This window comes from Streptomyces sp. NPDC006691 (assembly GCF_042869955.1).
GTDB lineage: Bacteria > Actinomycetota > Actinomycetes > Streptomycetales > Streptomycetaceae > Streptomyces.
Map to the genome: position 1 here is coordinate 264,162 of NZ_JBIAGW010000001.1, position 25,225 is coordinate 289,386.

The 25,225-nt window shown below is 72.5% G+C and carries 21 protein-coding genes and 2 pseudogenes; 8 read left to right on the forward strand and 15 right to left on the reverse strand.

Features of this window, described 5'->3' with window-relative positions; genetic code table 11:
- Nucleotides 1-314 precede the first annotated feature (314 nt).
- The 4 genes and pseudogenes from ACFYNP_RS01175 to ACFYNP_RS01190 all read right to left on the reverse strand — a co-directional run.
- Complete coding sequence (locus ACFYNP_RS01175; protein ID WP_388781464.1) at nucleotides 315-908, reverse strand: protocatechuate 3,4-dioxygenase subunit alpha; 594 nt, start codon at nucleotides 906-908, stop codon at nucleotides 315-317.
- Between the two features lie 158 nt (nucleotides 909-1,066).
- On the reverse strand, nucleotides 1,067-1,777 hold the full coding sequence (gene pcaH / locus ACFYNP_RS01180; protein WP_388414908.1) for a protocatechuate 3,4-dioxygenase subunit beta: 711 nt from the start codon (nucleotides 1,775-1,777) through the stop codon (nucleotides 1,067-1,069).
- An 81-nt stretch (nucleotides 1,778-1,858) separates the two neighbouring features.
- Nucleotides 1,859-2,473 (reverse strand): annotated as a pseudogene (locus ACFYNP_RS01185) (3-oxoacid CoA-transferase subunit B); the annotation flags it as partial.
- Between the two features lie 155 nt (nucleotides 2,474-2,628).
- A pseudogene (locus tag ACFYNP_RS01190) lies at nucleotides 2,629-3,375 on the reverse strand (CoA transferase subunit A); the annotation flags it as partial.
- A gap of 234 nt (nucleotides 3,376-3,609) precedes the next feature.
- Here ACFYNP_RS01190 and ACFYNP_RS01195 point away from each other — a divergent pair.
- From ACFYNP_RS01195 to ACFYNP_RS01205, 3 genes are all read left to right on the forward strand, one after another.
- Nucleotides 3,610-5,319, forward strand: a complete 1,710-nt coding sequence (locus tag ACFYNP_RS01195) for an IclR family transcriptional regulator C-terminal domain-containing protein (protein ID WP_388781467.1) — start codon at nucleotides 3,610-3,612, stop codon at nucleotides 5,317-5,319.
- A 197-nt stretch (nucleotides 5,320-5,516) separates the two neighbouring features.
- Nucleotides 5,517-6,722, forward strand: coding sequence for a cytochrome P450 (locus ACFYNP_RS01200; RefSeq protein ID WP_388414914.1), 1,206 nt, complete (start codon nucleotides 5,517-5,519; stop codon nucleotides 6,720-6,722).
- A 29-nt stretch (nucleotides 6,723-6,751) separates the two neighbouring features.
- On the forward strand, nucleotides 6,752-7,843 hold the full coding sequence (locus ACFYNP_RS01205) for a type III polyketide synthase (protein WP_388414916.1): 1,092 nt from the start codon (nucleotides 6,752-6,754) through the stop codon (nucleotides 7,841-7,843).
- 38 nt (nucleotides 7,844-7,881) lie between these two features.
- Here ACFYNP_RS01205 and ACFYNP_RS01210 read toward each other — a convergent pair whose 3' ends face one another.
- The 3 genes from ACFYNP_RS01210 to ACFYNP_RS01220 all read right to left on the reverse strand — a co-directional run bounded on the left by ACFYNP_RS01210 (nucleotide 7,882) and on the right by ACFYNP_RS01220 (nucleotide 11,766).
- The gene (locus ACFYNP_RS01210) at nucleotides 7,882-8,403 is read right to left on the reverse strand and encodes a hypothetical protein (protein ID WP_388781470.1); all 522 of its coding nucleotides are present in this window, start codon (nucleotides 8,401-8,403) and stop codon (nucleotides 7,882-7,884) included.
- A 143-nt stretch (nucleotides 8,404-8,546) separates the two neighbouring features.
- Nucleotides 8,547-10,073, reverse strand: coding sequence for an alkaline phosphatase (locus tag ACFYNP_RS01215; RefSeq protein WP_388781473.1), 1,527 nt, complete (start codon nucleotides 10,071-10,073; stop codon nucleotides 8,547-8,549).
- 181 nt (nucleotides 10,074-10,254) lie between these two features.
- On the reverse strand, nucleotides 10,255-11,766 hold the full coding sequence (locus tag ACFYNP_RS01220; protein ID WP_388414923.1) for an LCP family protein: 1,512 nt from the start codon (nucleotides 11,764-11,766) through the stop codon (nucleotides 10,255-10,257).
- Nucleotides 11,767-11,939: 173 nt separating this feature from the next.
- Between ACFYNP_RS01220 and tatA the strand changes: the two genes are divergently transcribed.
- From tatA to ACFYNP_RS01240, 4 genes are all read left to right on the forward strand, one after another.
- Nucleotides 11,940-12,215 carry a Sec-independent protein translocase subunit TatA gene (gene tatA / locus ACFYNP_RS01225; protein ID WP_388414926.1) on the forward strand — a complete coding sequence of 92 codons (276 nt, stop codon included), beginning with the start codon at nucleotides 11,940-11,942 and terminating at the stop codon, nucleotides 12,213-12,215.
- Nucleotides 12,216-12,241: 26 nt separating this feature from the next.
- Nucleotides 12,242-13,207: a threo-3-hydroxy-L-aspartate ammonia-lyase gene (locus ACFYNP_RS01230; protein WP_388414928.1), complete on the forward strand. Its 966-nt coding sequence runs from the start codon at nucleotides 12,242-12,244 to the stop codon at nucleotides 13,205-13,207.
- Between the two features lie 82 nt (nucleotides 13,208-13,289).
- Nucleotides 13,290-15,074 (forward strand): S9 family peptidase, encoded by a 1,785-nt coding sequence (locus ACFYNP_RS01235; protein WP_388414931.1) that lies wholly within the window; start codon nucleotides 13,290-13,292, stop codon nucleotides 15,072-15,074.
- A gap of 624 nt (nucleotides 15,075-15,698) precedes the next feature.
- Nucleotides 15,699-16,532, forward strand: a complete 834-nt coding sequence (locus tag ACFYNP_RS01240) for an SURF1 family protein (protein ID WP_388781476.1) — start codon at nucleotides 15,699-15,701, stop codon at nucleotides 16,530-16,532.
- Nucleotides 16,533-16,562: 30 nt separating this feature from the next.
- Here the strand turns inward: ACFYNP_RS01240 and ACFYNP_RS01245 are convergent, their stop codons facing one another.
- The 7 genes from ACFYNP_RS01245 to ACFYNP_RS01275 all read right to left on the reverse strand — a co-directional run bounded on the left by ACFYNP_RS01245 (nucleotide 16,563) and on the right by ACFYNP_RS01275 (nucleotide 23,164).
- The gene (locus ACFYNP_RS01245) at nucleotides 16,563-17,663 is read right to left on the reverse strand and encodes a hypothetical protein (RefSeq protein WP_388781479.1); all 1,101 of its coding nucleotides are present in this window, start codon (nucleotides 17,661-17,663) and stop codon (nucleotides 16,563-16,565) included.
- Between the two features lie 221 nt (nucleotides 17,664-17,884).
- Nucleotides 17,885-18,559 carry a SigE family RNA polymerase sigma factor gene (locus tag ACFYNP_RS01250; protein ID WP_388418164.1) on the reverse strand — a complete coding sequence of 225 codons (675 nt, stop codon included), beginning with the start codon at nucleotides 18,557-18,559 and terminating at the stop codon, nucleotides 17,885-17,887.
- Nucleotides 18,560-18,826: 267 nt separating this feature from the next.
- Nucleotides 18,827-19,885, reverse strand: coding sequence for an aspartate-semialdehyde dehydrogenase (locus tag ACFYNP_RS01255; protein ID WP_388418161.1), 1,059 nt, complete (start codon nucleotides 19,883-19,885; stop codon nucleotides 18,827-18,829).
- On the reverse strand, nucleotides 19,882-21,153 hold the full coding sequence (locus ACFYNP_RS01260) for an aspartate kinase (RefSeq protein ID WP_100573789.1): 1,272 nt from the start codon (nucleotides 21,151-21,153) through the stop codon (nucleotides 19,882-19,884). Before ACFYNP_RS01260 ends, ACFYNP_RS01255 begins: the two co-directional genes overlap by 4 nt.
- Nucleotides 21,154-21,388: 235 nt before the next feature.
- Entirely contained in the window at nucleotides 21,389-22,054 is a 666-nt protein-coding gene (locus ACFYNP_RS01265; protein ID WP_167158824.1) for a DUF5063 domain-containing protein, read from the reverse strand.
- A 47-nt stretch (nucleotides 22,055-22,101) separates the two neighbouring features.
- Nucleotides 22,102-22,701, reverse strand: a complete 600-nt coding sequence (recR, locus tag ACFYNP_RS01270; RefSeq protein WP_388418157.1) for a recombination mediator RecR — start codon at nucleotides 22,699-22,701, stop codon at nucleotides 22,102-22,104.
- A 127-nt stretch (nucleotides 22,702-22,828) separates the two neighbouring features.
- The gene (locus tag ACFYNP_RS01275; protein ID WP_100573786.1) at nucleotides 22,829-23,164 is read right to left on the reverse strand and encodes a YbaB/EbfC family nucleoid-associated protein; all 336 of its coding nucleotides are present in this window, start codon (nucleotides 23,162-23,164) and stop codon (nucleotides 22,829-22,831) included.
- Nucleotides 23,165-23,578: 414 nt separating this feature from the next.
- Here ACFYNP_RS01275 and ACFYNP_RS01280 point away from each other — a divergent pair, with 414 nt between their 5' ends.
- Nucleotides 23,579-24,322, forward strand: coding sequence for an SLATT domain-containing protein (locus ACFYNP_RS01280; RefSeq protein ID WP_388781481.1), 744 nt, complete (start codon nucleotides 23,579-23,581; stop codon nucleotides 24,320-24,322).
- 85 nt (nucleotides 24,323-24,407) lie between these two features.
- Here ACFYNP_RS01280 and ACFYNP_RS01285 read toward each other — a convergent pair whose 3' ends face one another.
- Entirely contained in the window at nucleotides 24,408-25,058 is a 651-nt protein-coding gene (locus ACFYNP_RS01285) for a hypothetical protein (protein ID WP_161252664.1), read from the reverse strand.
- Between the last annotated feature and the right edge of the window lie 167 nt (nucleotides 25,059-25,225).

Genomic DNA, 25,225 nt, shown 5'->3' on the forward strand with positions numbered 1-25,225 from the left:
GGGCGGGCAAACCCCCAGGGTCTGGGGCGCAGCCCCAGAGCCCGGCCCCATCAACTCCCCCCACAGGTGGGCGGGCGGGCAAACCCCCAGGGTCTGGGGCGCAGCCCCAAGGCCCAGCCCCATCAACTCCCCCCACGGGTGGGCGGGCGGGCAAACCCCCGGGGTCTGGGGCGCAGCCCCAGGGGCCGGAACCGACCGACCCCGGGCAACGGGCGGGTGGGAGGGTGGGCAAAACCCCCAGGACCAGGCGCGGCACCCCCAACCGCAGGGCTCCGGCTCGCGTACAGGCGGGCGGCACGCCGCACCCTGGCCGGTCAGTGGCTGAAGGACAGGAACACCGTCTCCCCCTCCCCCTGCAACCGCACGTCGAAGCGGAACACCCCCGCCCCCTCCCGCCGGGCGAGGAGCGTACCGGCCCGGTCGCCCGCGAGCGCCTTCAACTCCCCCACCCCGCCCAGCCCTTCGACGTAGGCGCGGGTGAAGAGGTGGCCGGACAGGCCTCGGGCGAACAGGCAGATCGCCAGGTAGGGGGCGGTCGGGGGCGGGGGCAGCGTGCGCAACGTCCAGTGGCCGTCCGCGCCCGTCGGGACCCGGCCGAAGCCCGTGAAGCCGAGGCCGTCGCGGGCCAGGAAGGCGCCCGAGGCGGGATCCCGGCGCCAGGAGCCGGGGCGGGGTGCGGGCGAGCCGTCCGGTGCGGCCTGCCAGAACTCCAGGAGCGCGTCCGGCACCGGCTCACCGGCCCCGTCGTACACGTACCCGTGCACGGTGATCGCGGTCGCGTCGCCGCTCGGCGCGACCTCCCCGCCGCCGGGGAACGGCAGGGCGTACCCGTAGAAGGGCCCGACGGTCTGCGCAGGGGTAGGGCCAGACCCCGAGGCCGGGCCAGACCCCGAGGCCGGGCCGGGCATCGACGCAGAGGCCGGGCCAGGCACGGAGGCAGAGCCAGGCATCGACGCAGAGGCCGGTCCAGGCACGGAGGCAGAGCCGGGCATCGACGCAGAGGCCGGTCCAGGCACGGAGGCAGAGCGAGGTATAGACGCAGAGGCCGGGCCGGGTTTGGAGGCGGTCACCGCGTTGCCTCCGGGTCGGGCAGCGTCGCGGTGGGGCCGTCGAGGACGATGTCCCAGCGGTAGCCCAACGACCAGTCGGCGACCGACAGTTCGGGGTCGTAGGCGGCCACCAGCCGAGCCCGCGCCGCCTCGTCGCTCACCGTGTGCAGGATCGGGTCGTACGCGAGGAGCGGGTCGCCCGGGAAGTACATCTGGGTGACCAGGCGCTGCGTGAACGCGCGGCCGAAGAGCGAGAAGTGGATGTGCGCGGGGCGCCACGCGTTCTCGTGGTTGCCCCACGGATAGGCGCCCGGCCGGACCGTGGTGAACGCGTAGCCGCCCTCCGCGTCCGTCAGGCACCGGCCCGTACCGGTGAAGTTCGGGTCCAGGGGTGCCGGGTGCTGGTCGCGTTGGTGGGCGTAGCGGCCGGACGCGTTCGCCTGCCAGATCTCGACGAGCTGGCCCCGGACCGGCCGGCCCGCGCGGTCGCGGATCCGTCCCGACACCGTGATGCGTTCCCCGTGCGGCTCCGCCATGTGCTGCCGGGTCAAGTCCGCGTCCAGCGCGGTCACTTCGGTGCTGCCGAAGACCGGGCCGTACAGCTCGACCGCCTCCGGATCGCCGCCGACGGCCAGCGGCGCCCGCGTCGGCTCGCGCAACGCCCCGCTGCGGTACGGGTCCACGACCCGCCCCGCGCTCCTTCCGTCCACCACCACATCCGTCGTCATCGCCCTGCCACCTCTCCCCACTTCCCCTCCGGATCCGATTCCGTCCGTACGCACCCGCGACAGCACCCCCGCCCGTACCCGCGCTCCCACCCGCACCCGCGCCCCCGTCCGCGCGCGCACCTCCTGCGCACCGACCCCCGGCGCCGTCTCGACCAGGACGAACCCGTCCTCGGGGTGGACGTCCAGTACGGCCAGGTCGGTGATGACCCGGTGCACACAGGCCCGGCCGGTAAGCGGCAGGGTGCAGTGCTCGACGAGTTTCGGGGTGCCGTCCTTCGCCGTGTGCTCGGTCAGGACGAGCACCCGGCGGACCCCGTGCACCAGGTCCATCGCGCCGCCCATCCCCCTCACCAGGCGTCCCGGCACGGCCCAGTTGGCGAGGTCACCACCCGCGGAGACCTGCATCGCGCCGAGGACCGCGGTGTCGACGTGGCCGCCGCGGATCATTCCGAACGACAGCGCGGAGTCGAAGAACGCGGCGCCCGGCAGCACGGTCACCGTCTCCTTCCCCGCGTTGACGAGGTCCGGGTCCACGTCCTCCTCCAAGGGGTACGGTCCGACGCCGAGGATGCCGTTCTCCGAGTGGAGCACCACATCCACGCCCGGCGGTAGATGGCCCGGCACCAGGGTGGGCAGCCCGATGCCGAGGTTCACGCAGCTCCCGTCGGCCAGTTCGGCCGCCGCCCGCGCCGCCATCCCGTCCCGCGTCCAGCCTTTCACCGGACCTCCCTTCCCGCTCCCTGTCCGGCTCCCTGTCCCACTCCCTGTCTCACTGCCGCCCCCGCCCCCGCCCCCGCTTCTAAGCCCGCGTCCACGCCCGCGCCCACGCCCACGCCCGCGTCACCGCGCCGCACTGTGCGTTTCTCAATTCCCTTGGCAGCGGCCTGAGTTGCTGTCAGGACTACGACACGCTGCACGAAGACGCCTGGTACGTGAATCGCGTCCGGGTCCAACTCGCCCGGCTCCACGAGGTGTTCGACTTCGGCCACGGTGACCCGGCCCGCCATCGCCGACAGCGGGTTGAAATTGCGGGCCGCGCGCCGGAAGACCAGGTTCCCGTGCCGGTCGCCCTTCCAGGCCCGTACCAGGGCGAAGTCCGTGGTGATGCCGTGCTCCAGGACGTGGTCGCGGCCGCCGAACTCCCGTACCTCCTTGGGCGGCGAGGCCACGGCCACCTCGCCGTCCGGCCCGTACCGCAGCGGCAGCCCGCCCTCGGCGACCTGGGTGCCGACGCCCGCCGGGGTGTAGAACGCGGGGATGCCGCAGCCCCCGGCACGCAGCCGCTCGGCCAGCGTCCCCTGCGGGACCAGCTCCACCTCCAGCTCGCCGGCGAGGTACTGGCGGGCGAACTCCCTGTTGGTGCCGATGTACGAGCCGGTCACGCGGGCGATGCGGCCGGCCGCGAGCAGGACGCCCAGGCCGCCGCCGTCCACCCCGCAATTGTTGGAGACGACGCTCAGCGCGGTGGCGCCCTGCGCGTACAGGGCGGCGATCAGCACGTTCGGGACGCCACTGAGGCCGAAGCCGCCGACCGCGAGGGAGGCCGCGTCGGGGATGTCGGCCACCGCGTCCGCCGGGGCCCGTACGACTTTGTCCATGGAAAACTCCCGCCCGCTCTCGACCACGGCTCACGCCCGATCCCGACCACGGCCCGCGACCACGACCCGCGACCACGGCTTTCGACCACGACCCTCGACCACGGCCCTCGCCAATTGTTCGCCAGATGAACTAGAGTTCAGAATCGTGTCGGCCCGAGTCTGCGTTCTGCGGGCCCGCGCGTCAACACCCCCGCCCGCTGCCCCGCGCCTCAACAGCCCGTCCCCGGAGGCCAGATGAGCCCCGTCCCCGCCGAAGCCGTCGGCCCGCTGATGCGCGGGGTGGCCGTGCTGCGCGCGCTCAGCGACGCGGACGGGCGGCTCAGCCTCGGCGAGCTCGTCCGGGCGACGGGCCTGGCCCGCTCCACCGTCGACCGGGTCGCGGCGACCCTGGCCCGCATGGGATACGTACGCCTCGACGGGCCGGCCGTGACCCTGGCCCCCCGCCTGATGGAGCTCGCCAACGCCTATCTGGGCGCGCTGCGGCTGCCCGCGCTGCTGGGTCCCGGCGCGGTCCGGCTCGCCGAGGAACTGGACGAGTCGGTGTCGCTGGCGGTCCCCGACGGCGACGGCATCCGTTTCGTCCACCAGAGCACCCGGCGCCGCGCGATGTCGCTGACCTTCCGCATCGGCGACCTGCTGCCCGCCGAACGCACCGCGCCCGGGCCGCTGTTCGCCGCACACTGGACGCCAGGGCAGTGGGCCGCGTGGCGCGAGCGGCGTGCCACCGACCCCGAGGGCCTCGGCTTTCCGGGCGTGCCCCCGGGCACGGGCGACCGTGGCGGCCAGGGCGAGCGTTTCGAGGAGCGGGTCGACCGGGCCCGTACCGCGGGCTGGGCCGTGGACGACCAGCTCATCGAGCCGGGCCTCATCGCGGTGGCCGTGCCGCTCCGCGACCCGGCGGGCATCCCGCTCTGCGCGCTCAGCGTCGTCAGCCACACCAGCCGGCACAGCGCCGCGTCCCTGCGCGAGTCCGTCCTGCCCCGGCTCCGCGCGACCGCCGCCACCATGGAGGCCGAGCTCGCCCACCCCACCGAACCGGCCGAGCCCGCCCACCCCACCGAACCGGCCGGGCCCGCCCGCGCCGAAGGGCTCCCCGCTCCCCAGGCGGGGCCCACCCCGCCCGCCCTCGCCGCCTGGACCTCCGCCTCCAAGCAGGAACTCGGCGCCGAGTTCGTCGAGTCGCTGGCCCGCGGGCTCACCGTCCTCACCGCGTTCGGGCCCGGCCGGGCCGAGCTGACCCTCAGCGCCGTCGCCGGGGCCACCGGGCTGCCGCGGGCCACCGCGCGGCGCGCCCTGATCACCCTGGACCATCTGGGCCTGGTCGCCACCGAGGGCCGCGCCTTCCGGCTCACCCCGCGCGTCCTGGCGCTCGGCTGCCCTCCCCTGTCCCGTACGACGCTCTCCGACATCGCGGCACCGCACCTGGCCGCCCTCGTGCACCGCGTGCACGACTCGGCCTCGCTCGCGGTGCTCGATGGAGACGCCATCCAGTACACGGCCCGGGTCGCCACCACCCGGATCATGAGCGTCAACATCACCCTGGGCACCCGCTTCCCCGCGTACGCCGCCTCCATGGGCCGTGTCCTGCTCGCGGATCTGCCCGGCCCGGAGCGCGCGGAACGGCTCGGCCGTACGGCGCTGTCGGCGCTCACGCCGCGCACGGTCACCTCACCGGCCGTACTGGCCGCCCTCCTCGACGAGGTCGCCGAGCAGGGGTACGCGGTGGTCGACGAGGAGCTGGAGGAGGGGCTGCGCTCGATCGCGGTGCCGGTGCGGGACGCGGCGGGGCGGGCGGTCGCGGCGGTGAACGTGGCCATGCACACCACGCGGCGCACCCTGGCCGAGTGCCGCGCCGAGCTGCTGCCCGAGCTGCGCGCCACGGCCGCGGCCATCGAGGCCGACCTGCACGTGGTGAACCGGTTCCGCCGGCCTTCGGCCGTCTGACCGGCATCCGCGCCCACCAGCAACGGAGCGCCGGGTTCGGAACCGGCGCGCGTTTGTCACCTCGACTCCCCGCGCTCTCCCTCTAATCGGTTAATTCAGGGGAAGGCGGACATGTTCATGACTCCGCTCGGGGATACAGCGCAAGTCCGCTGCCCAGCTGGGCCGGCTGTCCCCCGACACACACCGGAGTACGCCACGTGGAGACCACAGACACCGTGTGGAGCTGCCCCTTCGACTACGCCGATGCGCTGGAGTTCGACCCACAGCTCCAGCGGATGCTGGCCGAGGAACCGGTCGCCCGGATCCGGATGGCGTACGGCGAGGGCGAGGCCTGGCTGGTGACCCGGTACGAGGACGTGCGGACGGTGACCACCGACCGCCGGTTCAGCCGGAGCGCCGTCATCGGCCGCGACTTCCCGCGGATGACCCCCGAGCCCATCGTGCAGGCCGAGTCCATCAACCTCATGGATCCGCCCGCCAGCAGCCGGCTGCGCAGCCTCGTCGCCAAGAGCTTCGCGCCCAAGCACGTGGCGCGGATGCGCGAGCGCACCCAGAAGAAGGTCGACGAGCTGCTCGCCACCATGGCCGAGCACGGCTCGCCCGCCGACTTCGTCGAGCACGTCGCCGCCCCGCTGCCCCTCGTCACGATCTGCGAGGTCCTCGCCATCCCCGACGGCGAGCGGGACTGGCTGCGCGCCCACGCCCTGACCATGATGAACATCGGCGCCGCGGGGCGTGAGGCGGCCGTGCTCGCCAAGGCCGAGCTGCGCGCCTACTTCACCGACCTCACCGCGGCCCGCCGCCGTTCCCCCGGCGACGACCTGATCTCCACCCTCGCCACCGCCCGCGACGGCGACGAGCTCCTCGACGACCAGGAGCTCGCCGTGATGGCGATGGTCCTGCTCATCACCGGGCAGGACACCACCACCTACGAGCTCGGGAACATCGCGTACACGCTCCTGACCAGGCCGGACATCCTCGATGACCTGCGTACGCGCCCGGACCGCTTCCCGGCCGTCCTCGACGAGCTGCTCCGCTTCATCCCGTTCCGCAAGGGCGTCGGCATCCCGCGCGTCGCCACCGAGGACGTCGAGCTGAGCGGGGTGCTGATCCGCGCCGGTGACATCGTCCACGTCTCCTACCTGACCGCCAACCGGGACACCCTCAAGTTCGACCGGCCCCACGAGGTCGACCTCGACCGGGGATCGGTCCCGCACATGACGTTCGGCTGGGGCGCCCACCACTGCCTCGGCGCCCCGCTCGCCCAGATGGAACTGGAGGTGGCGTTCACCTCCCTGCTGACCCGCTTCCCGGGTCTGCGGCTCGCCGGTGACCCCGGCGACGTGCCGTGGAACACCCACTCCATCTGGCGCCACCCGCTCAGCCTTCCGGTCGCCTGGTGACCAACCACCCATCATCGAAGGGAAGTTAAATGGCCACCCTGTGCCGACCGGCGGTCGCGGTACCCGACCACGTCATCACCCAGGAACAGACGCTGGCGCTCGCCCGCGAGACCCACGCCGGGCACCCGCAGCGCGATCTGGTCCTCAGACTCATCGAGAACACCGGCGTCCTGACCCGCCACCTCGTCCAGCCCCTCGAAGAGACCCTGGCCCACCCGGGGTTCGAGAAGCGCAACCAGGTGTACGAGGCCGAGGCGAAGAGGCGGGTGCCCGAGGTGGTGCGCCGCGCGCTCGCGTACGGCGAGGTCGAGGCCGCCGACATCGACATGATCGTCTACGTGTCGTGCACGGGCTTCATGATGCCCTCGCTGACCGCCTGGCTGATCAACACGATGGGCTTCCGCTCCGACACCCGGCAGCTGCCCATCGCCCAGCTCGGCTGCGCGGCGGGCGGCGCCGCGATCAACCGCGCGCACGACTTCATCACGGCCTACCCGGGCTCCAATGTGCTGATCGTGTCGTGCGAGTTCTGCTCGCTGCTCTACCAGCCCACCGACATCGGCGTCGGCTCGCTGCTGTCCAACGGCCTGTTCGGGGACGCCCTTTCGGCCGCGGTGGTCCGCGGCGAGGGCGGCGTCGGCATGCGGATCGAGCGCAACGGCTCGCACCTGGTGCCGGACACGGAGAACTGGATCTCGTACGCCGTCCGCGAGACGGGCTTCCACTTCCAGCTCGACAAGCGGGTCCCGGGCACCATGGAGATGCTCGCCCCGGCCCTCAAAACCTTGGTGGCGCAGCACAGTTGGGAGGTCGGCGCGCTCGACTTCTACATCGTGCACGCGGGTGGTCCCCGCATCCTCGACGACCTGTGCCACTTCCTGGACCTGGGGCCGGACATGTTCCGCTTCAGCCGCAACACCCTCACCGAGCGCGGCAACATCGCGAGTTCGGTCGTCTTCGACGCGCTCGCCCGCCTCTTCGACGAGGGTGGCATGGCCGACGGCGCCCGCGGCCTGATCGCCGGCTTCGGACCCGGTATCACCGCGGAGATCGGGGTGGGCAGCTGGAACGCGGGCCCGCATCTGGACGAGGAGCTCACCGCGCTGGCCGCACGGGCCTGAACTCCCGCTGTTCGATTACTGGTTGAAGTCCGGCACGGCTACTCGTTGACCAGCACGGGGATGGAGAGCACCGCGCTGGTCGGCGTGCCGGTCAGGGTCCCGGCCCTGACCTCGAAGTCGATGCCGGCTCCCTCCGCGGCCGGGGTGTGGCCGCCCTGGTGCTCCTCGTGGCCCTCCTCGGCGTACTGGAAGGAGCCGGTGCCGAGCAGCCTGCCGTTCCCGTCGTAGTAGGCGGCGCGCAGTTCCAGGGCGATCAGCTCGCTGACGTCCGAGGTGACGGCGAGGTGCCCGGTGACGGCCGCCCCGGTCCCCAGGGCGCCACCGGTCACCTTCACCCGGTCCGTGAACGGGCCCTGTTCCAGGCGTACTTCACCTCGCGCGAGCTTCTGGTACGCGGCGGGGGCGGCGGCCCGCTCGGGCGCCGCGAAGCTGACCGAGGGGACGGGGGCCGGGGTGTCCTCGGCCCGGTCGCCGGCGGCGCCCCCGGAGCCGCCGCCGCAGGCGGTCAGCAGGGCGAGGGCGAGGGCGGCCAGGACGGCCGGGGCGGCGGTGCGCTTCATTGCCTGGGACTCCTGCGGAGTAGGACGAGGGGGCCGGAGTAGGACGAGGGGGCCGGGGGTGCGAGGGGCCCGGGGGGGGGAGCGAGGGGCCGGAGGCGGGTGCCCCCGGCCCCTGGCCGGTTCTCAGCCGGTCGGCCGGGGGGTCAGCCGCGCGGGGCGCGGCCGAACAGCGAGCCGTACATCTTCCCGTACAGGTCGGTGTTGAGCTGGCTGGCCGCGAACCGGTCGGCGCCCGGGCCGTAGGCGAAGATCGGCACGTCCGCGCCGGTGTGGTTGCCCGAGAGGTACGTCAGCCACAGGCTCGCCTCGGGGCTGCCGTCCTTGACGCCCTTGGGGTCGTCGGGGGTGCGGAAGGTCGCCGGGGCGAAGTTCTTCGCGTCGCCCGCGCCCGCGCCGTTGGCGATGCCGGTCGAGCGGGCCGGGTCCTTGGCGCCCGAAGTGGCGCGCGAGGGAAGGGAGTTGTTGGCCGGGTTGCCCGCGTCCGTGTTCGCGGGGGGCGCCACCGACTCGGCGTTGGTGTAGGTGCCCTTCTCGATGATGTTGAAGCCCGCGCACTCGTGGTCCGCGGTGACGACGACCAGGGTGTGGCCGTCCCGCTTGGCGAAGTCGGTGGCCGCCTTGACCGCGTCGTCGAACGCCTTGACCTCGGCGAGCGTCTGGGCCGCGTCGTTGGCGTGCGAGCGCTTGTCGATCTGGGCGCCCTCGACCTGGAGGAAGAAGCCCTTCCTGGAACGGCCGTCGAGCAGGTCGATGGACTTCTTCGCCATCTCGGCGAGCGTCGGTTCCTGCTTCTGCGGGGCGCCCGCGGGGAGGGCGGCCTTGGCCTGCTCGACCGTCAGGTTGCCCCGGTTGAAGAGCCCGACGACCTTCTTGCCGCGCGCCTTGTCGAGGTCGGCCTTGGTCGCGGCCCTCTGCGAAGCGGCGGTCTGCGCGGGCAGCTTCGGGTCACCGAAGGAGCCGAGCACCTGGTAGCCCTGCTTCTGGAGCGCCTGCTGGTCGTCCGGCTCGAAGCGGGCGAGGCCGCCGCCGAGGACCACGTCGGCGGTGCCGTTGCGGGCGATCTGCTCGGCGATCGGGGTGATCAGCGTCTTGTCGGCGGGCGCCTTCTCGTAGCTGCCGTCGGCGTTCTTCGGCAGGCAGGCCGCGTCCGAGTACGTCGGGCCCTGGCAGCCGCGGAGCAGCGCGTGGCTGAACTGGGCGGCGGGCGTGGCGTCGGTGATCTCGGCGGTCGAGACGTTGCCGGTGGCGAAGCCGGCCGCCTTGGCCTGCTCCATCAGCGTCACGCGCCGCTTCTCGTAACTGTCCACACCGATCGCGGCGTTGTACGTCTTGACGCCCGAGGCCCAGGCGGTGGCGGCGCTCGCCGAGTCCGTCACCAGGGCCGGCTGGTCGCTGCCCTTCTCGACGGCGTACGTGGCGACCGCGCCGGTGTAGGGCAGGCGCTCCATGGTGAGCTTGCCCTGCGCCCCGTAGAAGCGTTCGCGGCCCGCGGTGACGTGGGTGCGGCCCATGCCGTCGCCGAGCAGGTAGATGACGTTGCGTATCTCACGGTTGCCGTGACCGCCGTGACCGCCGTGCTGGGGCTGGGAGTTGGCGGTGACGGCCGAGCCGGCGGCGACCGCGGAGGCCGCCGCGACGACCGCGAGCACCTTCATTGCCTTCTGTCTCATGGCGGCGAAGCTATGAGTCGGATGTGAACGGACCGGGAGGTTCAGGCGGCCGCGAGGCGAACGCCTTTACCTCCCGTATAACGTTTCCGCCCCGGCGCTTTGCCTTGTGCGGACGGTCCCCTTACCCGGGCAACCCGGGTCACCCGGGGCCCGCCGGGCAGGGGCCTCCGCGGAGCGCGGCCTACCCGTAGGACAGGTTGGAGCAGATGTTGTCGTCGGCCGAGCGGGCCTTGTCGGCCACGGCCGACGGGACCGCGGCGGGGGCGCTGGGCGTCGCGTCCGCGCCGCCCGCCTTGTACTGCGTGCCGACGATGACGTTCAGGCCCGGTGCCTTCGCCTGGCGCAGCAGGGCGCCGGGGAAGTGCGTGGCGAGCGTCTTGGCCTTGGCCTCGTCGTTCGCGCCGTACTCGATGACCGTGTGCGTGTAGTCCTGGGTGGCGGCCGTGGTGGCGCCGGTGACGGTGAAGCCCGCGGACCTCAGGGAGTCGGCTACCTGGGCCGCGAGGCCCTTGGTGACGGTGCCGTTGTAGACGGCCACGCTGATCCCCTGGCCGGAGGCGGGGGCGCGGGGCGCCGCCGACGGGCTGGCTGAGGCCGGCGCGCTCTTGCCCGAGGCGTTCTGCCCGTCGACGGTGCGGTCCGCGCGCAGCGCCGCGAACAGGGCGTCGGCCTCGGGCTTGACCACGGCGACACGGGCGCCCTCGTAACGCCAGGGCAGGGTGACGAACTTGGTGTTGTGCAGGTCGATGTCCTTCATCGACATCGCGAACGAGATCAGCTTGCTGGGCGAGCCGAGGCCCGAGTCGACGGTCATCGACTTGGTGGCCGCGTTGGCGAGCGGCAGCAGCGTGGTCGGGTCGAGGCCGTTGCCCTTGACCTTCTTGATCAGGCTGCCGATGAAGGCCTGCTGGCGCTGGATGCGGCCGATGTCGGAGCCGTCGCCGATGCCGTGCCGGATGCGCACGTAGTCGAGCGCCTTCTGGCCGGAGACGCTCTGCGGGCCCTTGGCGAAGACCAGATCGCCCTTGCGGTGCAGATTGGGGTTGAGGTCGCCGGTGTAGACGTTGTTGGGCACGCACACCTCGACGCCGCCGACGGCCTCGGTCATCCTCGCGAAGCCCGCGAAGTCCATGACCATGGTGTGGTCCACGCGCAGCCCGGTCAGCTTCTCGACGGTGTTCTGGGTGCAGGCGGGGTTCCCCTGAACCGTTTCTCCCACCTCGAACGCCGAATTGAACATCACATTGTGCTTCTCCTTGGTCCAGCTGCCACTCGGCAGCTTGCACGGCGGTATGTCGACCAGGGAGTCACGCGGTATGGAGACGGCGACGGCGTGCTTCTGGTCCGAGTACACGTGCAGGAGGAGCGCGGTGTCCGAGCGGCCGATGTCGCCCTTGCCGTGGCCGTACTGGGCGTTGTCGCCCGAGCGGGTGTCGGAGCCGATGATCAGGACGTTGGAGCCCTTGGTCGAGGCGGCGGGACGGTCGGCGGAGATGCCGCCGTCGTCGAAGGTCTTGATGTTGCCGTTCAGCTGGAAGTAGATCCAGCCGCCGCCGGCCACCGCGAGGACGACGACCGACAGGCCGGTGACCCCTGCGATGCGGGCGCGGCTGCGCTTGTTGCGGCGCTGCGGAGCGGCGGCCCCGCCACCCTCACGCCTGCTTGCCGCTCCCGCTTTGTGGCTGCCGGCCATCGGACCCCTCATCCCTCATTCTCGCCTCTTCTGTAGAGGAGACGGTGAGTCGCACCCTCTGGTTGTACAGTTGCGCAATGTAGCAAGTCTCACTGAGAGCCAGCAGCCCCGGCCGTACAACGAATCCGGCCGGACGAAACGGCTGTAGGACGCGAACGAGGAAGGACGGCGGGATGTTCCTGCGCAATGGTCTTGAACCGTGGCACCTGCTGATCGTGGCCGTAGTACTGATCCTGCTGTTCGGTTCCAAGAAGCTGCCCGACACGGCACGCGCGCTGGGCAAGTCCCTGCGCATCCTCAAGAGCGAGACCAAGGCGATGCGCGAGGACGGCACCGAGCCGGCCCCCGCGGCAGCGGCCCCGGCCCCGCAGGTCACCCCGGCCCCGGCGACGGTGCACACCACCGCCGACCGCACCCAGGCGGACGCCCCCGCGCACCCCGCACCGTAACCGCGCGCGCCGTACGCTCGGCAGGCATGGAGCAGCTGCCGACGTACGACGACGTGGTCCGCGCGCACGAGCGGATCGCCCCGCAGGCCCACCGCACCCCGGTCCTGACCTCCCGGCTCACCGACGCCGAGCTCGGTCTGAGCCTCTTCCTCAAGTGCGAGAACCTCCAGCGGATGGGGGCGTTCAAGTTCCGCGGCGCCTTCAACGCGCTGTCCCGGTTCGACGCGGCCCAGCGCCGCGCGGGCGTGGTCGCCTACTCCTCCGGCAACCACGCCCAGGCCGTCGCGCTCGCCGCCTCGCTGCTCGGCATCCCGGCGACCATCGTCATGCCGCACGACGCACCCGCGGCGAAGCTGGCCGCGACCCAGGGGTACGGGGCCGAGGTCGTCCCGTACGACCGCTGGAGCGAGGACCGCGAGGAGATCGGCGCCGCCCTCGCGAAGGAACGCGGCCTGACCCTGATCCCGCCCTACGACCACCCCGATGTGATGGCGGGCCAGGGCACCGCGGCCAAGGAGCTCTTCGAGGAGACCGGCCACCTGGACGCCCTGTTCGTGCCGCTCGGCGGCGGCGGGCTCCTGTCGGGCAGCCTGCTCTCGGCGGGGGCGCTCGCGCCGTCGTGCGCGGTGTACGGGGTCGAGCCCGAGGCGGGCGACGACGGGCGACGCTCGCTGCGCGCGGGCGAGATCGTGCACATCGACACCCCGGCGACCATCGCGGACGGCGCCCAGACCCAGCACCTCGGCGCCCACCCGTACCCGCTGATCCGGGACCACGTGACCGACATCGTCACGGCCTCCGACGCCCAACTGGTCGACTGCATGCGCCTGTTGGCCTCCCGCATGAAGATCGTCGCCGAGCCGACGGGCTGCCTGGGCCTGGCCGCGGCCCGCGAACTCGCGGAGCGGTACCGGGGGCGGCGGGTGGGCGTGATCATCAGCGGCGGCAATGTGGACATGACGCGGTTCGCGGAGCTGTTGTCGTCCCGGTGACGCCGGCGGGTGCGGGCGGAGGTTGTCCACAGGCAGAGGGGGAGGCGAACGGAATGTGGGGGCTTCGGCGCATGATGGGGGCATGAGCGACATGAACGAGATGCCGGAGTGGGAGAAGCGGTTCAGGGCGCCCCGGGTGGGGCTCCCCGACTGGGCGGAGGACGCCCCGGACCGCTCGCTGTTCGTGTCGAACGCGACGGGGACGTACGAGCTGTACGCGTGGGACCGGGCGAGCGGAGACCAGCGCCGGGCCACGGACCGGCCCAACGGCACGACGGACGGCGTGCTGACGCCCGACGGCGAGTGGATCTGGTGGTTCGACGACACCGACGGCGACGAGTTCGGCGTCTGGCGCCGCCAGCCCTTCGGGGGCGGCCCCGACGAGACGGCGGTTCCCGGGCTCGACCCGTCCTACCCGGGCGGTCTCGCGCTCGGCCGGGACGGCACGGCGGTGGTCGGCCGCTCCACCGACGAGGAGGGCTCGACGATCCACGTGGTGCGCCCCGGCTCGGACCCGGTCGAGATCTACCGGCACCGCGAGTCGGCGGGCGTCGGCGACCTCTCGCACGACGGGACGCTGATCGCCGTCGAGCACACCGAGCACGGCGACGCGATGCACTCCGCACTGCGCGTGGTGCGCCCGGACGGCTCGGCGGTGGCCGAGCTGGACGACACCAAGGGCGGCACGGAGGAACTGGGCCTGGAAGTGCTCGGGTTCGCGCCACTGGCGGGCGACACCCGGCTGCTCGTCGCCCACCAGCGGCGCGGGCGCTGGGAGCCGATGATCTGGGACGTGGCCTCCGGCGAGGAGAGCGACCTCGCGCTCGACCTGCCGGGCGACGTCTCCGCCGAGTGGTACCCGGACGGCTCGGCGCTGCTCGTCGTCCACAGCTTCGAGGCGCGCAGCGGCCTGTTCCGCTTCGACCTCGCCACGCGCTCGCTCATCGAGATCGAGACCCCGGCCGGCTCGGTCTCGGGCGCCACCGCCCGGCCCGACGGCACGGTGGAATACCTGTGGTCGTCCGCGGCGACCCCTTCCGAGGTGCGCTCCACGACCGGCGACGTCGTGCTCGACCCTCCCGGGTTCAAGGCACCCGGATCGGTGCCGGTGGAGGACGCCTGGGTGGAGGGACCCGGCGGCCGCGTCCACGCCCTGGTGCAGCGGCCCGCCGGGGAGGGCCCCTTCCCCACCCTGTTCGAGATCCACGGCGGCCCGACCTGGCACGACAGCGACGCGTTCGCCTCCGGCCCGGCGGCCTGGATCGACCACGGCTTCGCGGTGGTACGGGTCAACTACCGCGGCTCCACCGGATACGGGCGGGCCTGGACGGACGCGCTCAAGCACCGGGTCGGCCTCATCGAGCTGGAGGACATCGCGGCGGTCCGCGACTGGGCGGTCTCCTCGGGGCTCGCCGATCCCGCGCGGCTCGTCCTGGCGGGCGGATCCTGGGGCGGCTACCTCACCCTGCTCGGCCTCGGTACGCAGCCGGACGCGTGGGCGCTCGGGCTCGCGGCGGTGCCGGTCGCGGACTACGTCACGGCGTACCACGACGAGATGGAGGCGCTGAAGGCGATGGACCGGACGTTGCTCGGCGGCACGCCGGAGGAGGTGCCGGAGCGCTTCCGCGCGTCCTCGCCGTTGACGTACGTCGACGCGGTGACGGCGCCGGTCTACATCTCGGCGGGGGTCAACGATCCGCGCTGCCCGATCCGGCAGGTCGAGAACTATGTGGACCGGCTGGTCGAGCGGGGGGCCACGCACGAGGTGTACCGGTACGACGCGGGGCACGGGTCGCTCGTGGTCGAGGAGCGCATCAAGCAGGTACGCCTCGAACTCGACTTCGCCGCGCGCCACTTGCCGAGCTGACCCGGGGGGGTTGCCCACCCGCCCGCCCGTTGCCCGGGGTCGGTCGGCTCCGGCCCCGGGGCTCCGCCCCAGACCCCGGGCATCCTGCCCACCCGCCCGCCCGTGCGGCCGGGTTGATGGGTTCGGGCCCCTGGGGCTGCGCCCCAGACCCCCTGAGGGGCTGCGCCCCTCGGACCCCCGCAAGGGGCTCCGCCCCCTGCACCCCCGTTCGCGCCTAAAGGGCGCTCGTCCTCAATCGCCGGACGGGCTGAAGGCGTCCGATGCGGGCCCGTACCGATCAGCCGGACGGGCTGAAGTGCCTTGGTGCGGGCCAGCACCGAGGCCTTCAGGGGCGCGGGGAACTGCGCGAAAAGCGACCACGGCCCGCGGACGAGAACGGGGTTAGGGGCGCGGGGAACTGCGCGAAAAGCGGGCACGGTGCGACGACGACGGGTTTTGGGGGCGCGGGGAACGCCGCGAGCGGTGCCGGCGGGGCGCAGGTGAAGGGGGGCCTCCAGCCCCTCCGGCGTTTGAGGAGCGGGGGCCGGGGGGGGCGGAGCCCCCGAGGGGGCCGGGGCGAGGGCCCCGGGGACATGCGGGCACCCCGGAGCCCGGCCCCCCGGCGGGATTCCGTACCGTGGGGGTGTGTACCGGTTCCTGCTCACACCCCGCTGGTGGGGAATCCACGTCTTCGTCCTGCTCGCCATCCCCGTGTGCGTCTTCATGGGCTCCTGGCAGCTGGGCCGCTTCGAGGACCGCGTGCAGTCCCACGACGCCGCCGAGAAGGCACCCGACCCCGCCACGCAGAAGGCCGAGCCCCTCGCCTCGCTGCTCCCCGTGGACCAGCGCACCTCCGGCCGCCCGGCCGCCGCGCACGGCCGGTACGCCGAGCAGTTCCTGGTGCCGGGCCGCGAGGTCGACGGCAAGTCGGGCAGCTACGTCCTGAGCCTGCTGCGCACCGACGGCGGCAAGGCCCTGCCCGTCGTGCGGGGCTGGATCCCGCAGGGTGCCAAGGCCCCGGCCGCGCCCGCCGGCGAGGTCGGCGTCACCGGGATACTCCAGGCCTCCGAGAACGCCGGCTCCGACGGGGTGCACGCGCAGGGCGGGCTCCCCCGGGGCCAGGTCGGGATGATCAGCGCGGCGGCCCTCGTCAACCTCGTGCCGTACCAGGTGTACGACGCCTGGGTGACGCTTCCGCGTGCCGACGCCGGGATGACTCCGGTACCGGCCAGCGCCCCTCAGAACAGCGGGCTCGACCTGAAGGCGTTCCAGAACCTCGGCTATACCGGGGAGTGGTTCGTCTTCGCCGGGTTCGTCGTGTTCATGTGGTTCCGGCTCGTCCGGCGCGAGGCCGAGGCCCTGGAGGACGCCGAGCTCGGGCTCTCCCCCGAGGCCGAGATCGGAGCCGAGCCCGGAGCCGGGGCCGAGACCGGGGCCGAGACCCCGGGGGCCCTGAAGGGTTCGTCCCTGCCCGGCTAGGGCTGGGGCTACGGCTACGGACGGCTACGGCTAGGGCGTCGCCGACGCGGTCGCGCCCGCGTCCAGGACGCCCGTCTTGTAGATCGTCCCGGCGCACGCGTTCGGGATCTTCGCCTCCGCCGACGGCGCGCCCGGCTCGGCGACATGCGTCACCGCCACCGTGCCGTCCGCCGTACCCGCCGGGACGCCGCCGTCCGCGGCCAGCCCGCTGGTCTGGCCGGTGCCGCCCGCCGTGGGCGCGACGACCCCGCTGTTGCTGCCGGAGCTGACGTTGGACGGTGTCGGGTCGGGCGACGGGGTCGCCTTGGGACAGGTGTCGGACGGCACCCAGGCGAACCGCACCTCGTACGCCGCGGCCGGTGCGAGGACCAGGCTCGTGGCGTCCTGCGAGGGATCGGGGAGCCCGGCGGCCGGATCCCCCGCCGCGTGCTCGACGACGGTGATCTTCGCCGGGTCGGCCGCCCCCTGCGCCCGGACGTCGAACTTGCCGACGCCGCCGATCGCGCACTTCTTGTCGGAGGCGTTCACGATGCGGAAGGCTCCGTAGACCTTGCCGGACGCGTCGGGCTTGCCGACCTTCGCCGACTTCACGCTCAGCTCGGTGGCGTCGCACGCCGGCGAGTCCACCTTCACGGGCCCACCACCCGGCCCGGTCGCGCCACCGGCGGTACTGCCGGCCGCGCCCTTGCTGAGCGTCGGGCTGGGGCCCTTCCCGCCGGGCGTGCCGGGCGCGCTGCCGACGGTCGAGGGGCGGCCGCTGCCGTCCGTGCTGTCCACCGTGCCGGACGCCGTGCCCGGGGCGGCGTGCGTGCGCTGGCCGTGGCCGGCGACGGCGGGCTGGTCGTCCGTGCTGCTCGCGCTGTTGGCGACGTGCAGGAAGGCGGGCACCGCGGTGGCCACCAGGAGGGCCGCCGCGACCGAGCCGACGACGGCCTGTCGCTTGCGGGCGCGCCGCACGGGCACCGCGGCCCGCAGGTGTTCGAGCGCCCCCTCCGAGGGCTTCAGCTCGTCGACCGCACCGTGCAGGAGCCTGCGCAGGGCCTGTTCATCGGCTGCCTCCGGGCTCTCCGGGGCGGCTGGAGAGGCGAAGGGAGGGGTGCCGGTGCTGTTCTTTTCCGGCGTTGTGTCCACGAATCCGTATCCAGTCAGGTCGTTCAGGTCGTTCCTGGGCCGCTGGTCCGGCCCGCTCCTGCCATATGCCCCGTGATCCCCGCGTTCCCCGCCCGCTCGGCGGGATCCGCGTTCCCCGCGTACTCGGCGCGCCCCGTGGTCCCCCGGCCGCCCGTCGCCGTTGCGGTCGGAGCCGTTCCGGTCGGAGGCGTTCCGGTCGGAGGCGTTCCAGTCGGGGCCCTTCATGCCGGAGCCTCCATGGCGATGCGCAGCGCGGCTATGCCGCGCGAGCCGTACGCCTTCACCGAGCCCAGGGATATGCCGAGCGTCTCGGCGACCTGAGCCTCGGTCATGTCCGCGAAGTACCGCAGCACGAGCACCTCGCGCTGGCGGCGCTGGAGCCCGCGCATCGCCTTGATCAGCGCGTCGCGCTCCAGCTGGTCGTACGCGCCCTCCTCCGCGCTCGCCATGTCGGGCATCGGCTTGGAGAGCAGCTTGAGCCCGAGGATGCGGCGGCGCAGCGCCGAGCGCGACAGGTTCACCACCGTCTGGCGGAGGTAGGCGAGCGTCTTCTCCGGCTCGCGCACCCGGCTGCGCGCCGAGTGCACCCGGATGAACGCCTCCTGCACGACGTCCTCGCAGGAGGCGGTGTCGTCCAGGAGCAGCGCGGCCAGGCCGAGCAGCGAGCGGTAGTGCGCGCGGTAGGTCTCGGTGAGGTGATCGACGGTGGTGCCGGTCGCCATGACCTCGTCAGCGCTCTCGCGCGAGGAGGCCGTCTGGGACGGGACGGGGGCGGGACGGGTGGCGGGCATGGGCGCGATCACCGGCATGCCGCCGGGCGCGCCGATGCGCCGGCGCGGGCGGACTGCCATCCCACCGCGCGCCGGTACCGCTCTGAAGTCGAGTACCTCTGCCACGCCTGTTGGACACGTTCCTCCCCGTCAGGGTTGTACGCGTACGACACTGTTTTTGGCGGTGCGACAAATACCCTCATCCGTACCCGCTCTTCCCCAATGCCCCAATTTTCACGGCACCTTGAGGGGCGACCGCATAGACGCTCCATGCCGGTCTGCGGTTGCAGGGACACGGAAATGAATCGTGTAACAAGGCATTGGCGCAGTTCAAGTGGTACAGACCAGCGACTTGCTCACAGAGCGTTCACAGATCCTACAAATAGGGAGACTTCAGCGCTCGTTGAATTCGCGGGCCGCCAACTCGGCGATGTGCGCGACGTTCAGAGCGGTGCCCTTGCGCAGGTTGTCGCCGCAGACGAAAAGTTCCAGTACGTGCGGATCGTCCGGCGAGCTGCGTACCCGGCCGACCCACGTCGGGTCGGTCCCGACCACGTCGGCGGGGGTGGGGAACTCACCGGCCGCGGGGTCGTCGAAGAGCACCACACCGGGTGCGGTCGCCAGGATCTCGTGGGCCCGCGCCACATCCACCTCGGTCTCGAAGCGGGCGTGCACGGACGCGGAGTGCGTGGTGACGACCGGCACCCGCACACAGGTGGCGGCCACCGGAAGCCGCGGCAGGTCGAGCAGCTTGCGCAACTCGTCGCGCAGCCCCAGCTCCTGCGAGGACCAGCCGTCGTCGGCGAGGTCACCGGCCCAGGGCACCACGTTCAGGGCGACCGGCGCCGCGAACGGGCCGAGGTCGTCGCCCACGGCCCGGCGCACATCGCCCGGACTCGTACCGAGCCCGGTCCCGGCGACGAGCGAGATCTGCCGGCGCAGCGCGTCGACCCCGGGCCGGCCCTCGCCGCTGACGGCCTGGTACGTGGAGACGACCAGCTCGCTCAGGCCGAACTCGGCGTGCAGCGCGCCGACCGCCACGATCATGGCGAGGGTGCTGGCGTGCGGGCTGGCGACGATGCCGCGCGGTCGCATCCGTACCGCGTGGGGATTGAGCTCCGGCACCACCAGAGGCACGTCCGCGTCCATCCGGAAGGCGGCCGAACTGTCCACCACCACCGCGCCCTTGGCGGCCGCGACCGGCGCCCAGCGGGCGGCGATGTCGGCGGGCACGAGGAAGACGACGACGTCGGAGCCGTCCAGGGCCTCCTCGCTCAGCGCGAGGACCTCGCACTCCACGCCCCGTACCAGCAGCTTGCGGCCGGCCGAGCGCGCGGACGCGACGAGGCGGACCTCGCCCCAGACGTCGGCGTGCTGGGACAGGATCTGGAGCATCACCGCACCGGCGCCCCCGGTCGCTCCGACGACCGTGAGCGCCGGCCTGTGGGTCATCGCCCGGTGCCTCCGTAGACGACGGCCTCGTCGCTGTCGGAGTCCAGACCGAAGGCGGAGTGCACGGCGCGCACCGCGTTGTTGACGTCGTCGGCGCGGGTGACGACCGAGATGCGGATCTCGGAGGTCGAGATGAGCTCGATGTTGACGCCCGCGTCCGAGAGGGCCTCGAAGAAGCCCGCCGTGACACCCGGGTTGGTCTTCATGCCGGCGCCGACGAGGGAGATCTTGGCGATCTGGTCGTCGTAGCGCAGCGACTCGAAGCCGATGGTCGGCTTGGCCCGCTCCAGGGCGTCGATGGCCTTGCGGCCCTCGGCCTTGGGCAGCGTGAACGAGATGTCGGTCAGACCCGTCGACGCGGCGGAGACGTTCTGCACCACCATGTCGATGTTGACCTCGGCGTCCGCGATGGTGCGGAAGATCGCCGCGGCCTCACCCGGCTTGTCGGGCACCCCGACGACCGTGATCTTGGCCTCGGAGACGTCGTGGGCGACTCCGGAGATGATGGCGTGCTCCACCTGCTGGTCCCCTCGCGGTTCGTTGCTGACCCAAGTGCCTTGTAGTCCGCTGAAGGACGAGCGCACGTGGATCGGAATGTTGTAACGGCGGGCGTACTCGACGCACCGGTGCAGGAGCACCTTGGAGCCGGACGCGGCCAGCTCCAGCATGTCCTCGAAGGAGATCCAGTCGATCTTCTTCGCCTTCTTCACGACACGGGGGTCCGCGGTGAACACGCCGTCGACGTCCGTGTAGATCTCACAGACCTCGGCGTCGAGGGCCGCGGCGAGCGCCACGGCCGTCGTGTCCGAACCACCACGCCCGAGCGTGGTGATGTTCTTGCCCTCCTGGCTGACGCCCTGGAACCCGGCGACGATGGCGATGTTGCCCTCGTCGATCGAGGTCCGGATGCGGCCCGGGGTGACGTCGATGATCCGCGCCTTGTTGTGGACGGAGTCGGTGATGACGCCGGCCTGGCTGCCCGTGAACGACTGGGCCTGGTGGCCCAGGCTTTTGATCGCCATGGCAAGCAGCGCCATGGAGATCCGCTCTCCGGCGGTCAGCAGCATGTCGAATTCCCGCCCGGCAGGCATGGGTGACACCTGCTCCGCGAGCTCGATCAACTCATCCGTCGTGTCGCCCATCGCGGAAACCACGACGACCACCTGGTGGCCGTTCTTCTTGGCTTCCACGATCCGCTTGGCGACGCGCTTGATGCCCTCGGCATCGGCAACGGAGGAGCCTCCGTACTTCTGCACGACAAGGCCCACGTGCGCTCCTCGCTCAGTTCATTACTGCGGTCGGCTCAGTTTAACGAGCGGGCCGGATTCGCCCCTGTCGTATCACTTCGTGAGATGTCCCGCTCACTTGGTGATCACCGGGCCGGTCCGGACCGCTCGCACGGTCCGCCTGCCCATGGGGGTGGTGAAGTACTCGGCTTGTGGGCGGCGTCACAGGCCTCGCGCGCGAAGATCGTGAAGATCGCGAAGGCAGCGGGGTCCGCGCCTACTTGGCGTCGCGCAGCCCGAGCCCGAGCGGGCCCGCGAGCTCCTCGGCCATGACCCGGCCCGCCTCCTCCTCCAGGGCGTCCTCCGTCAGGTCCTCGTCGATGTCGAGGCCGTCCAGCGCCTGGAGCGGCTGGTCGAGGCGGACGTGGGCGACGAGCGACTGGAGCGCGCGCAGGGCGGCGGAGGCCGTCGAGCCCCAGTTGGAGAAGTAGGAGAACTGCCACCACCACAGCGCCTCGCTGGTGCGGCCCGCCCGGTAGTGGGCCAGGCCGTGGCGCAGGTCGGTGACGACATCGGCGAGGTCGTCGGAGATCCGGTGCGCGACCGGCGCCTTGCGCGGCTCGTAGGGGTCGAAGACCTCGGAGTACACGTCGATGGGTTCGAGCAGCCGGGCGAACCGCTCGCGCAGCTCGTCCAGGTCGGCCTCCGGGCCGAGGTCGGGCTCGTAGCGCTCGTCGGGGACGATGTCCTCGTGCGCGCCGAGCCGGCCGCCGGCGAGCAGCAGCTGGGAGACCTCCAGGAGGAGGAACGGCACCGCGCTGTCGGGCTCGTCGCCCTTGGCCACTTCCGTGACCGCGACGATGAAGGACTCGACCTGGTCGGCGATCTGGACCGCGAAGGAGTCCGGGTCCTGGGTGGTCGCGTGCAGCGTTGCGTCAGACATCGAGTCGACCTTCCTCGTACCCCTGCCGGGCGTTCTCCTGCTGGGCGTCATACATCGAGCAGCCGCCTTCCTTCGAAGGCCCGGCCGAGGGTGACCTCGTCGGCGTATTCGAGGTCGCCGCCGACCGGCAGGCCGCTGGCGAGCCGGGTGACCCTGAGGCCCATGGGCTTGATCATGCGGGCGAGGTACGTGGCCGTGGCCTCGCCCTCCAGGTTCGGGTCGGTGGCCAGGATCAGCTCGGTGACCGTGCCGTCCGCGAGGCGGGCGAGCAGCTCGCGGATGCGCAGGTCGTCCGGGCCGACGCCCTCGATCGGGCTGATGGCCCCGCCGAGGACGTGGTAGCGGCCGCGGAACTCGCGGGTCCGCTCGATGGCCACCACGTCCTTGGGCTCCTCCACGACACAGATGACCGTCTGCTCGCGGCGCGGGTCGCGGCAGATGGTGCACCGCTCCTCCTGCGCCACGTTGCCGCACACCGCGCAGAAGCGGACCTTGTCCTTGACTTCCAGGAGGGCGTGGGCGAGGCGGCGCACGTCGGTCGGCTCGGCCTGGAGGATGTGGAAGGCGATCCGCTGCGCGCTCTTGGGACCGACGCCGGGCAGCCTGCCCAGCTCGTCGATGAGGTCCTGAACCACGCCTTCGTACAACGGAACGCCTCTCGTGGGTTGTTCTGACGCCTACGGTAGTTGGTGCGCGTCCGCCCCAGTAGGGCAGGCGCCGGGGCAGTCCGCGCGGGGCGGCGCACGCCCCCGGGGCCGGAGCCCCGGGCCCGGCCTAGAAGGGCAGGCCGGGCATGCCGCCCAGGCCCTGCGCCAGCGGGCCGAGCTTCTCCTGCTGGAGCTGCTGCGCGTTCTCGTTGGCGGCCTGCACGGCCGCCACGATCAGGTCCGCGAGGGTCTCGGTGTCCTCCGGGTCGACCGCCTTGGGGTCGATCGCGAGGGAGCGCAGCTCGCCCGAGCCGGTCACGGTCGCCTTGACGAGACCGCCGCCGGCCTGGCCCTCGACCTCGGTCGCGGCGAGCTCCTCCTGGGCGAGGGCGAGATCCTGCTGCATCTTCTGGGCCTGCTGGAGAAGCTGCTGCATGTTGGGCTGGCCACCACCAGGGATCACGTTTCACTCCGGGTTTCGGTAGGACGGGTCGGACGGGGCGGCGGGACCGCGCCGTCCTTTTCGGCACTCCGAGCCTACGTGGTCGACAGGCCGCCTGCTCCGCAACTCTTTCGAGTGATGCGGTGCGTGTCGCTATACCTGATCAAGGGCCACTTCCGGGCGGAAATACCTGGATATCGACCCCCGCGACCTCCATTCGGCGGTAGGAATGGCGCTCGGACGCCCCAGGAGGCGTCAATACGCCCACGCGCACCGCAGGTGCCGGCGGGCGTGACGTCCTTCGCTACGGCATTTACTACGTCAAGCACGCGTTCACTACGTCCAGTACACGTCTATGTCCAGTACACGTCCAGGTGCCCGTACGTCACGCGATGTCACAGAGGGTCACAGCAGCAGTGCGGAGGGAGCGGCCCGGTGAGCCAGCCGGCGGACATGCAGCCCGAGGGGGCCCCGGGCCAGGCCCGGCGGGACGAGGGCGCGCAGACGGGCGATCTGACCGGGCGGCCGTTCCCGCTCGGCGACTGGGGCGAGCCCGCCGAGCGCCTCGACGAGCTGTACCGCTGGGTCGAGGACGGCGCCCTGCGCACCGCCGAGTGGTACCTGGCCGACCGGCTGTGGAAGCGCCGCGGCGCCCGCACCCTGCGCTGCGGCACGGCGAGCGGGGCGATCGCGGGCGCGGTGCTCCCGCTGCTCGATCTGACCGGGGCCCTCCAGGGCGCCGCGGGCTACGGCTACGTCTGTCTGCTCCTCGCCGGGGCGTGCATGGCCTGCGACCGCTACTTCGGGCTGACCTCGGGCTGGATGCGGGACGTGGCCACCGCGCAGGCCGTGCAGCGCAGGCTCCAGGGGCTTCAGTTCGACTGGGCCACGGAGAGCGTGCGCGAGGTGCTCGGGCCCACCGAGGGCACCGCGAGCGAGGCCGCCGAGCGCTGCCTCTCGGTACTGCGCCGGTTCACCGAGGACGTGACCGAGCTGGTCCGCTCGGAGACGGCGGACTGGATGGTGGAGTTCCGCTCGGGGCCCGCGCCGCTGGTCATGCAGACCCTGAGCGCGGCGGCCCCGCGCTCGGACGGCGCCCCGGGCCCCGGCCGCTTCCCGCTGCCCCCCGCGACCCGGCCGAACATGCCGCGCCAGCGGCCGCCGGAGGGCCCGCGCTGAGCCCTCCGGCGGCCCTCACCCCGGCCCGGCCAAGCCCAGCTCGGGCCGGCCGAGCCCAGCCCGACCCGGCCAGGCCCGGCCCCGCTCAACTGAAGATGATCATCGAGCCCTGCGCGAGGCTGCGTGTCGCCGCCGCGTGCAGCCCCAGCCACACGTGCCGCTCGCGCGCGAACGGGCTCTCGTCGTACGGGATGGGTCCGGCGGGCTCCTCCAGGGAGGTGGGCCGGGTCGGCGGGGCGGGGGCGGTCGGCGGGTTGGCCGGATCTATTCCGATGGCCGGGCCCACGAACTGGAGCTCCCGCAGCAGACCCTGTGCCGAGCCGAGCGGTCCGCCGCCCGCGAGGAGTTCCTCGTTGGAGAGCGGCGACGCGAAGTCGACCGGCACGTAGGCGCCCGCGTGGTCGTAGTGCCACACCAGGTGCGACTGCTGCGCGGTCGGCTCGAACATCTCCAGGAGCTGCTCGTAGTCGCCGCCGAGTTCGTCGACGGGCGTCACCGCGAGGCCGCAGAGCTGGAGCAGATAGGCCCGGCGCAGGAAGTGCAGCGCGTCGTAGTCGAACCCGGCCACCGGCGCCACGTCCCCGGACAGGCCCGGCATGTACGCGAAGACCGGCACGGGCGGCAGCCCGGCGTCGCCGAGCGCCTTGTCGTACGAGGCGATCTCCTCCGCGAAGGGATTGTCGGGGCTGTGGCACAGCACGTCGACGAGGGGGACCAGCCACAGGTCACAGGCCAAGACGGGCTCGCTCTCAACTCGTTTCGTGCGATGGTCGGGACAGCGTAGTGCGCCGGGCACGCCGCGCGAAGACTGCCCGTCGGCTCCCGGGTGCGGGGTGACCGGATCCCCCCGCGCCCGGTCGGGTGGGTTTACCCACGAGGCCGTCCGTTACTCGGACCGCGCCG

Excerpts from the sequence above, each read along its gene's own strand:
- ACFYNP_RS01175 (WP_388781464.1), bottom strand. The coding sequence starts at position 908 with ATGCCCGGCCCGGCCTCGGGGTCTGGCCCGGCCTCGGGGTCTGGCCCT.
- pcaH (WP_388414908.1), bottom strand. The coding sequence starts at position 1,777 with ATGACGACGGATGTGGTGGTGGACGGAAGGAGCGCGGGGCGGGTCGTG.
- ACFYNP_RS01195 (WP_388781467.1), top strand. The coding sequence starts at position 3,610 with ATGAGCCCCGTCCCCGCCGAAGCCGTCGGCCCGCTGATGCGCGGGGTG.
- ACFYNP_RS01205 (WP_388414916.1), top strand. The coding sequence starts at position 6,752 with ATGGCCACCCTGTGCCGACCGGCGGTCGCGGTACCCGACCACGTCATC.
- ACFYNP_RS01210 (WP_388781470.1), bottom strand. The coding sequence starts at position 8,403 with ATGAAGCGCACCGCCGCCCCGGCCGTCCTGGCCGCCCTCGCCCTCGCC.
- ACFYNP_RS01215 (WP_388781473.1), bottom strand. The coding sequence starts at position 10,073 with ATGAGACAGAAGGCAATGAAGGTGCTCGCGGTCGTCGCGGCGGCCTCC.
- ACFYNP_RS01220 (WP_388414923.1), bottom strand. The coding sequence starts at position 11,766 with ATGGCCGGCAGCCACAAAGCGGGAGCGGCAAGCAGGCGTGAGGGTGGC.
- tatA (WP_388414926.1), top strand. The coding sequence starts at position 11,940 with ATGTTCCTGCGCAATGGTCTTGAACCGTGGCACCTGCTGATCGTGGCC.
- ACFYNP_RS01230 (WP_388414928.1), top strand. The coding sequence starts at position 12,242 with ATGGAGCAGCTGCCGACGTACGACGACGTGGTCCGCGCGCACGAGCGG.
- ACFYNP_RS01235 (WP_388414931.1), top strand. The coding sequence starts at position 13,290 with ATGAGCGACATGAACGAGATGCCGGAGTGGGAGAAGCGGTTCAGGGCG.
- ACFYNP_RS01255 (WP_388418161.1), bottom strand. The coding sequence starts at position 19,885 with ATGACCCACAGGCCGGCGCTCACGGTCGTCGGAGCGACCGGGGGCGCC.
- ACFYNP_RS01265 (WP_167158824.1), bottom strand. The coding sequence starts at position 22,054 with ATGTCTGACGCAACGCTGCACGCGACCACCCAGGACCCGGACTCCTTC.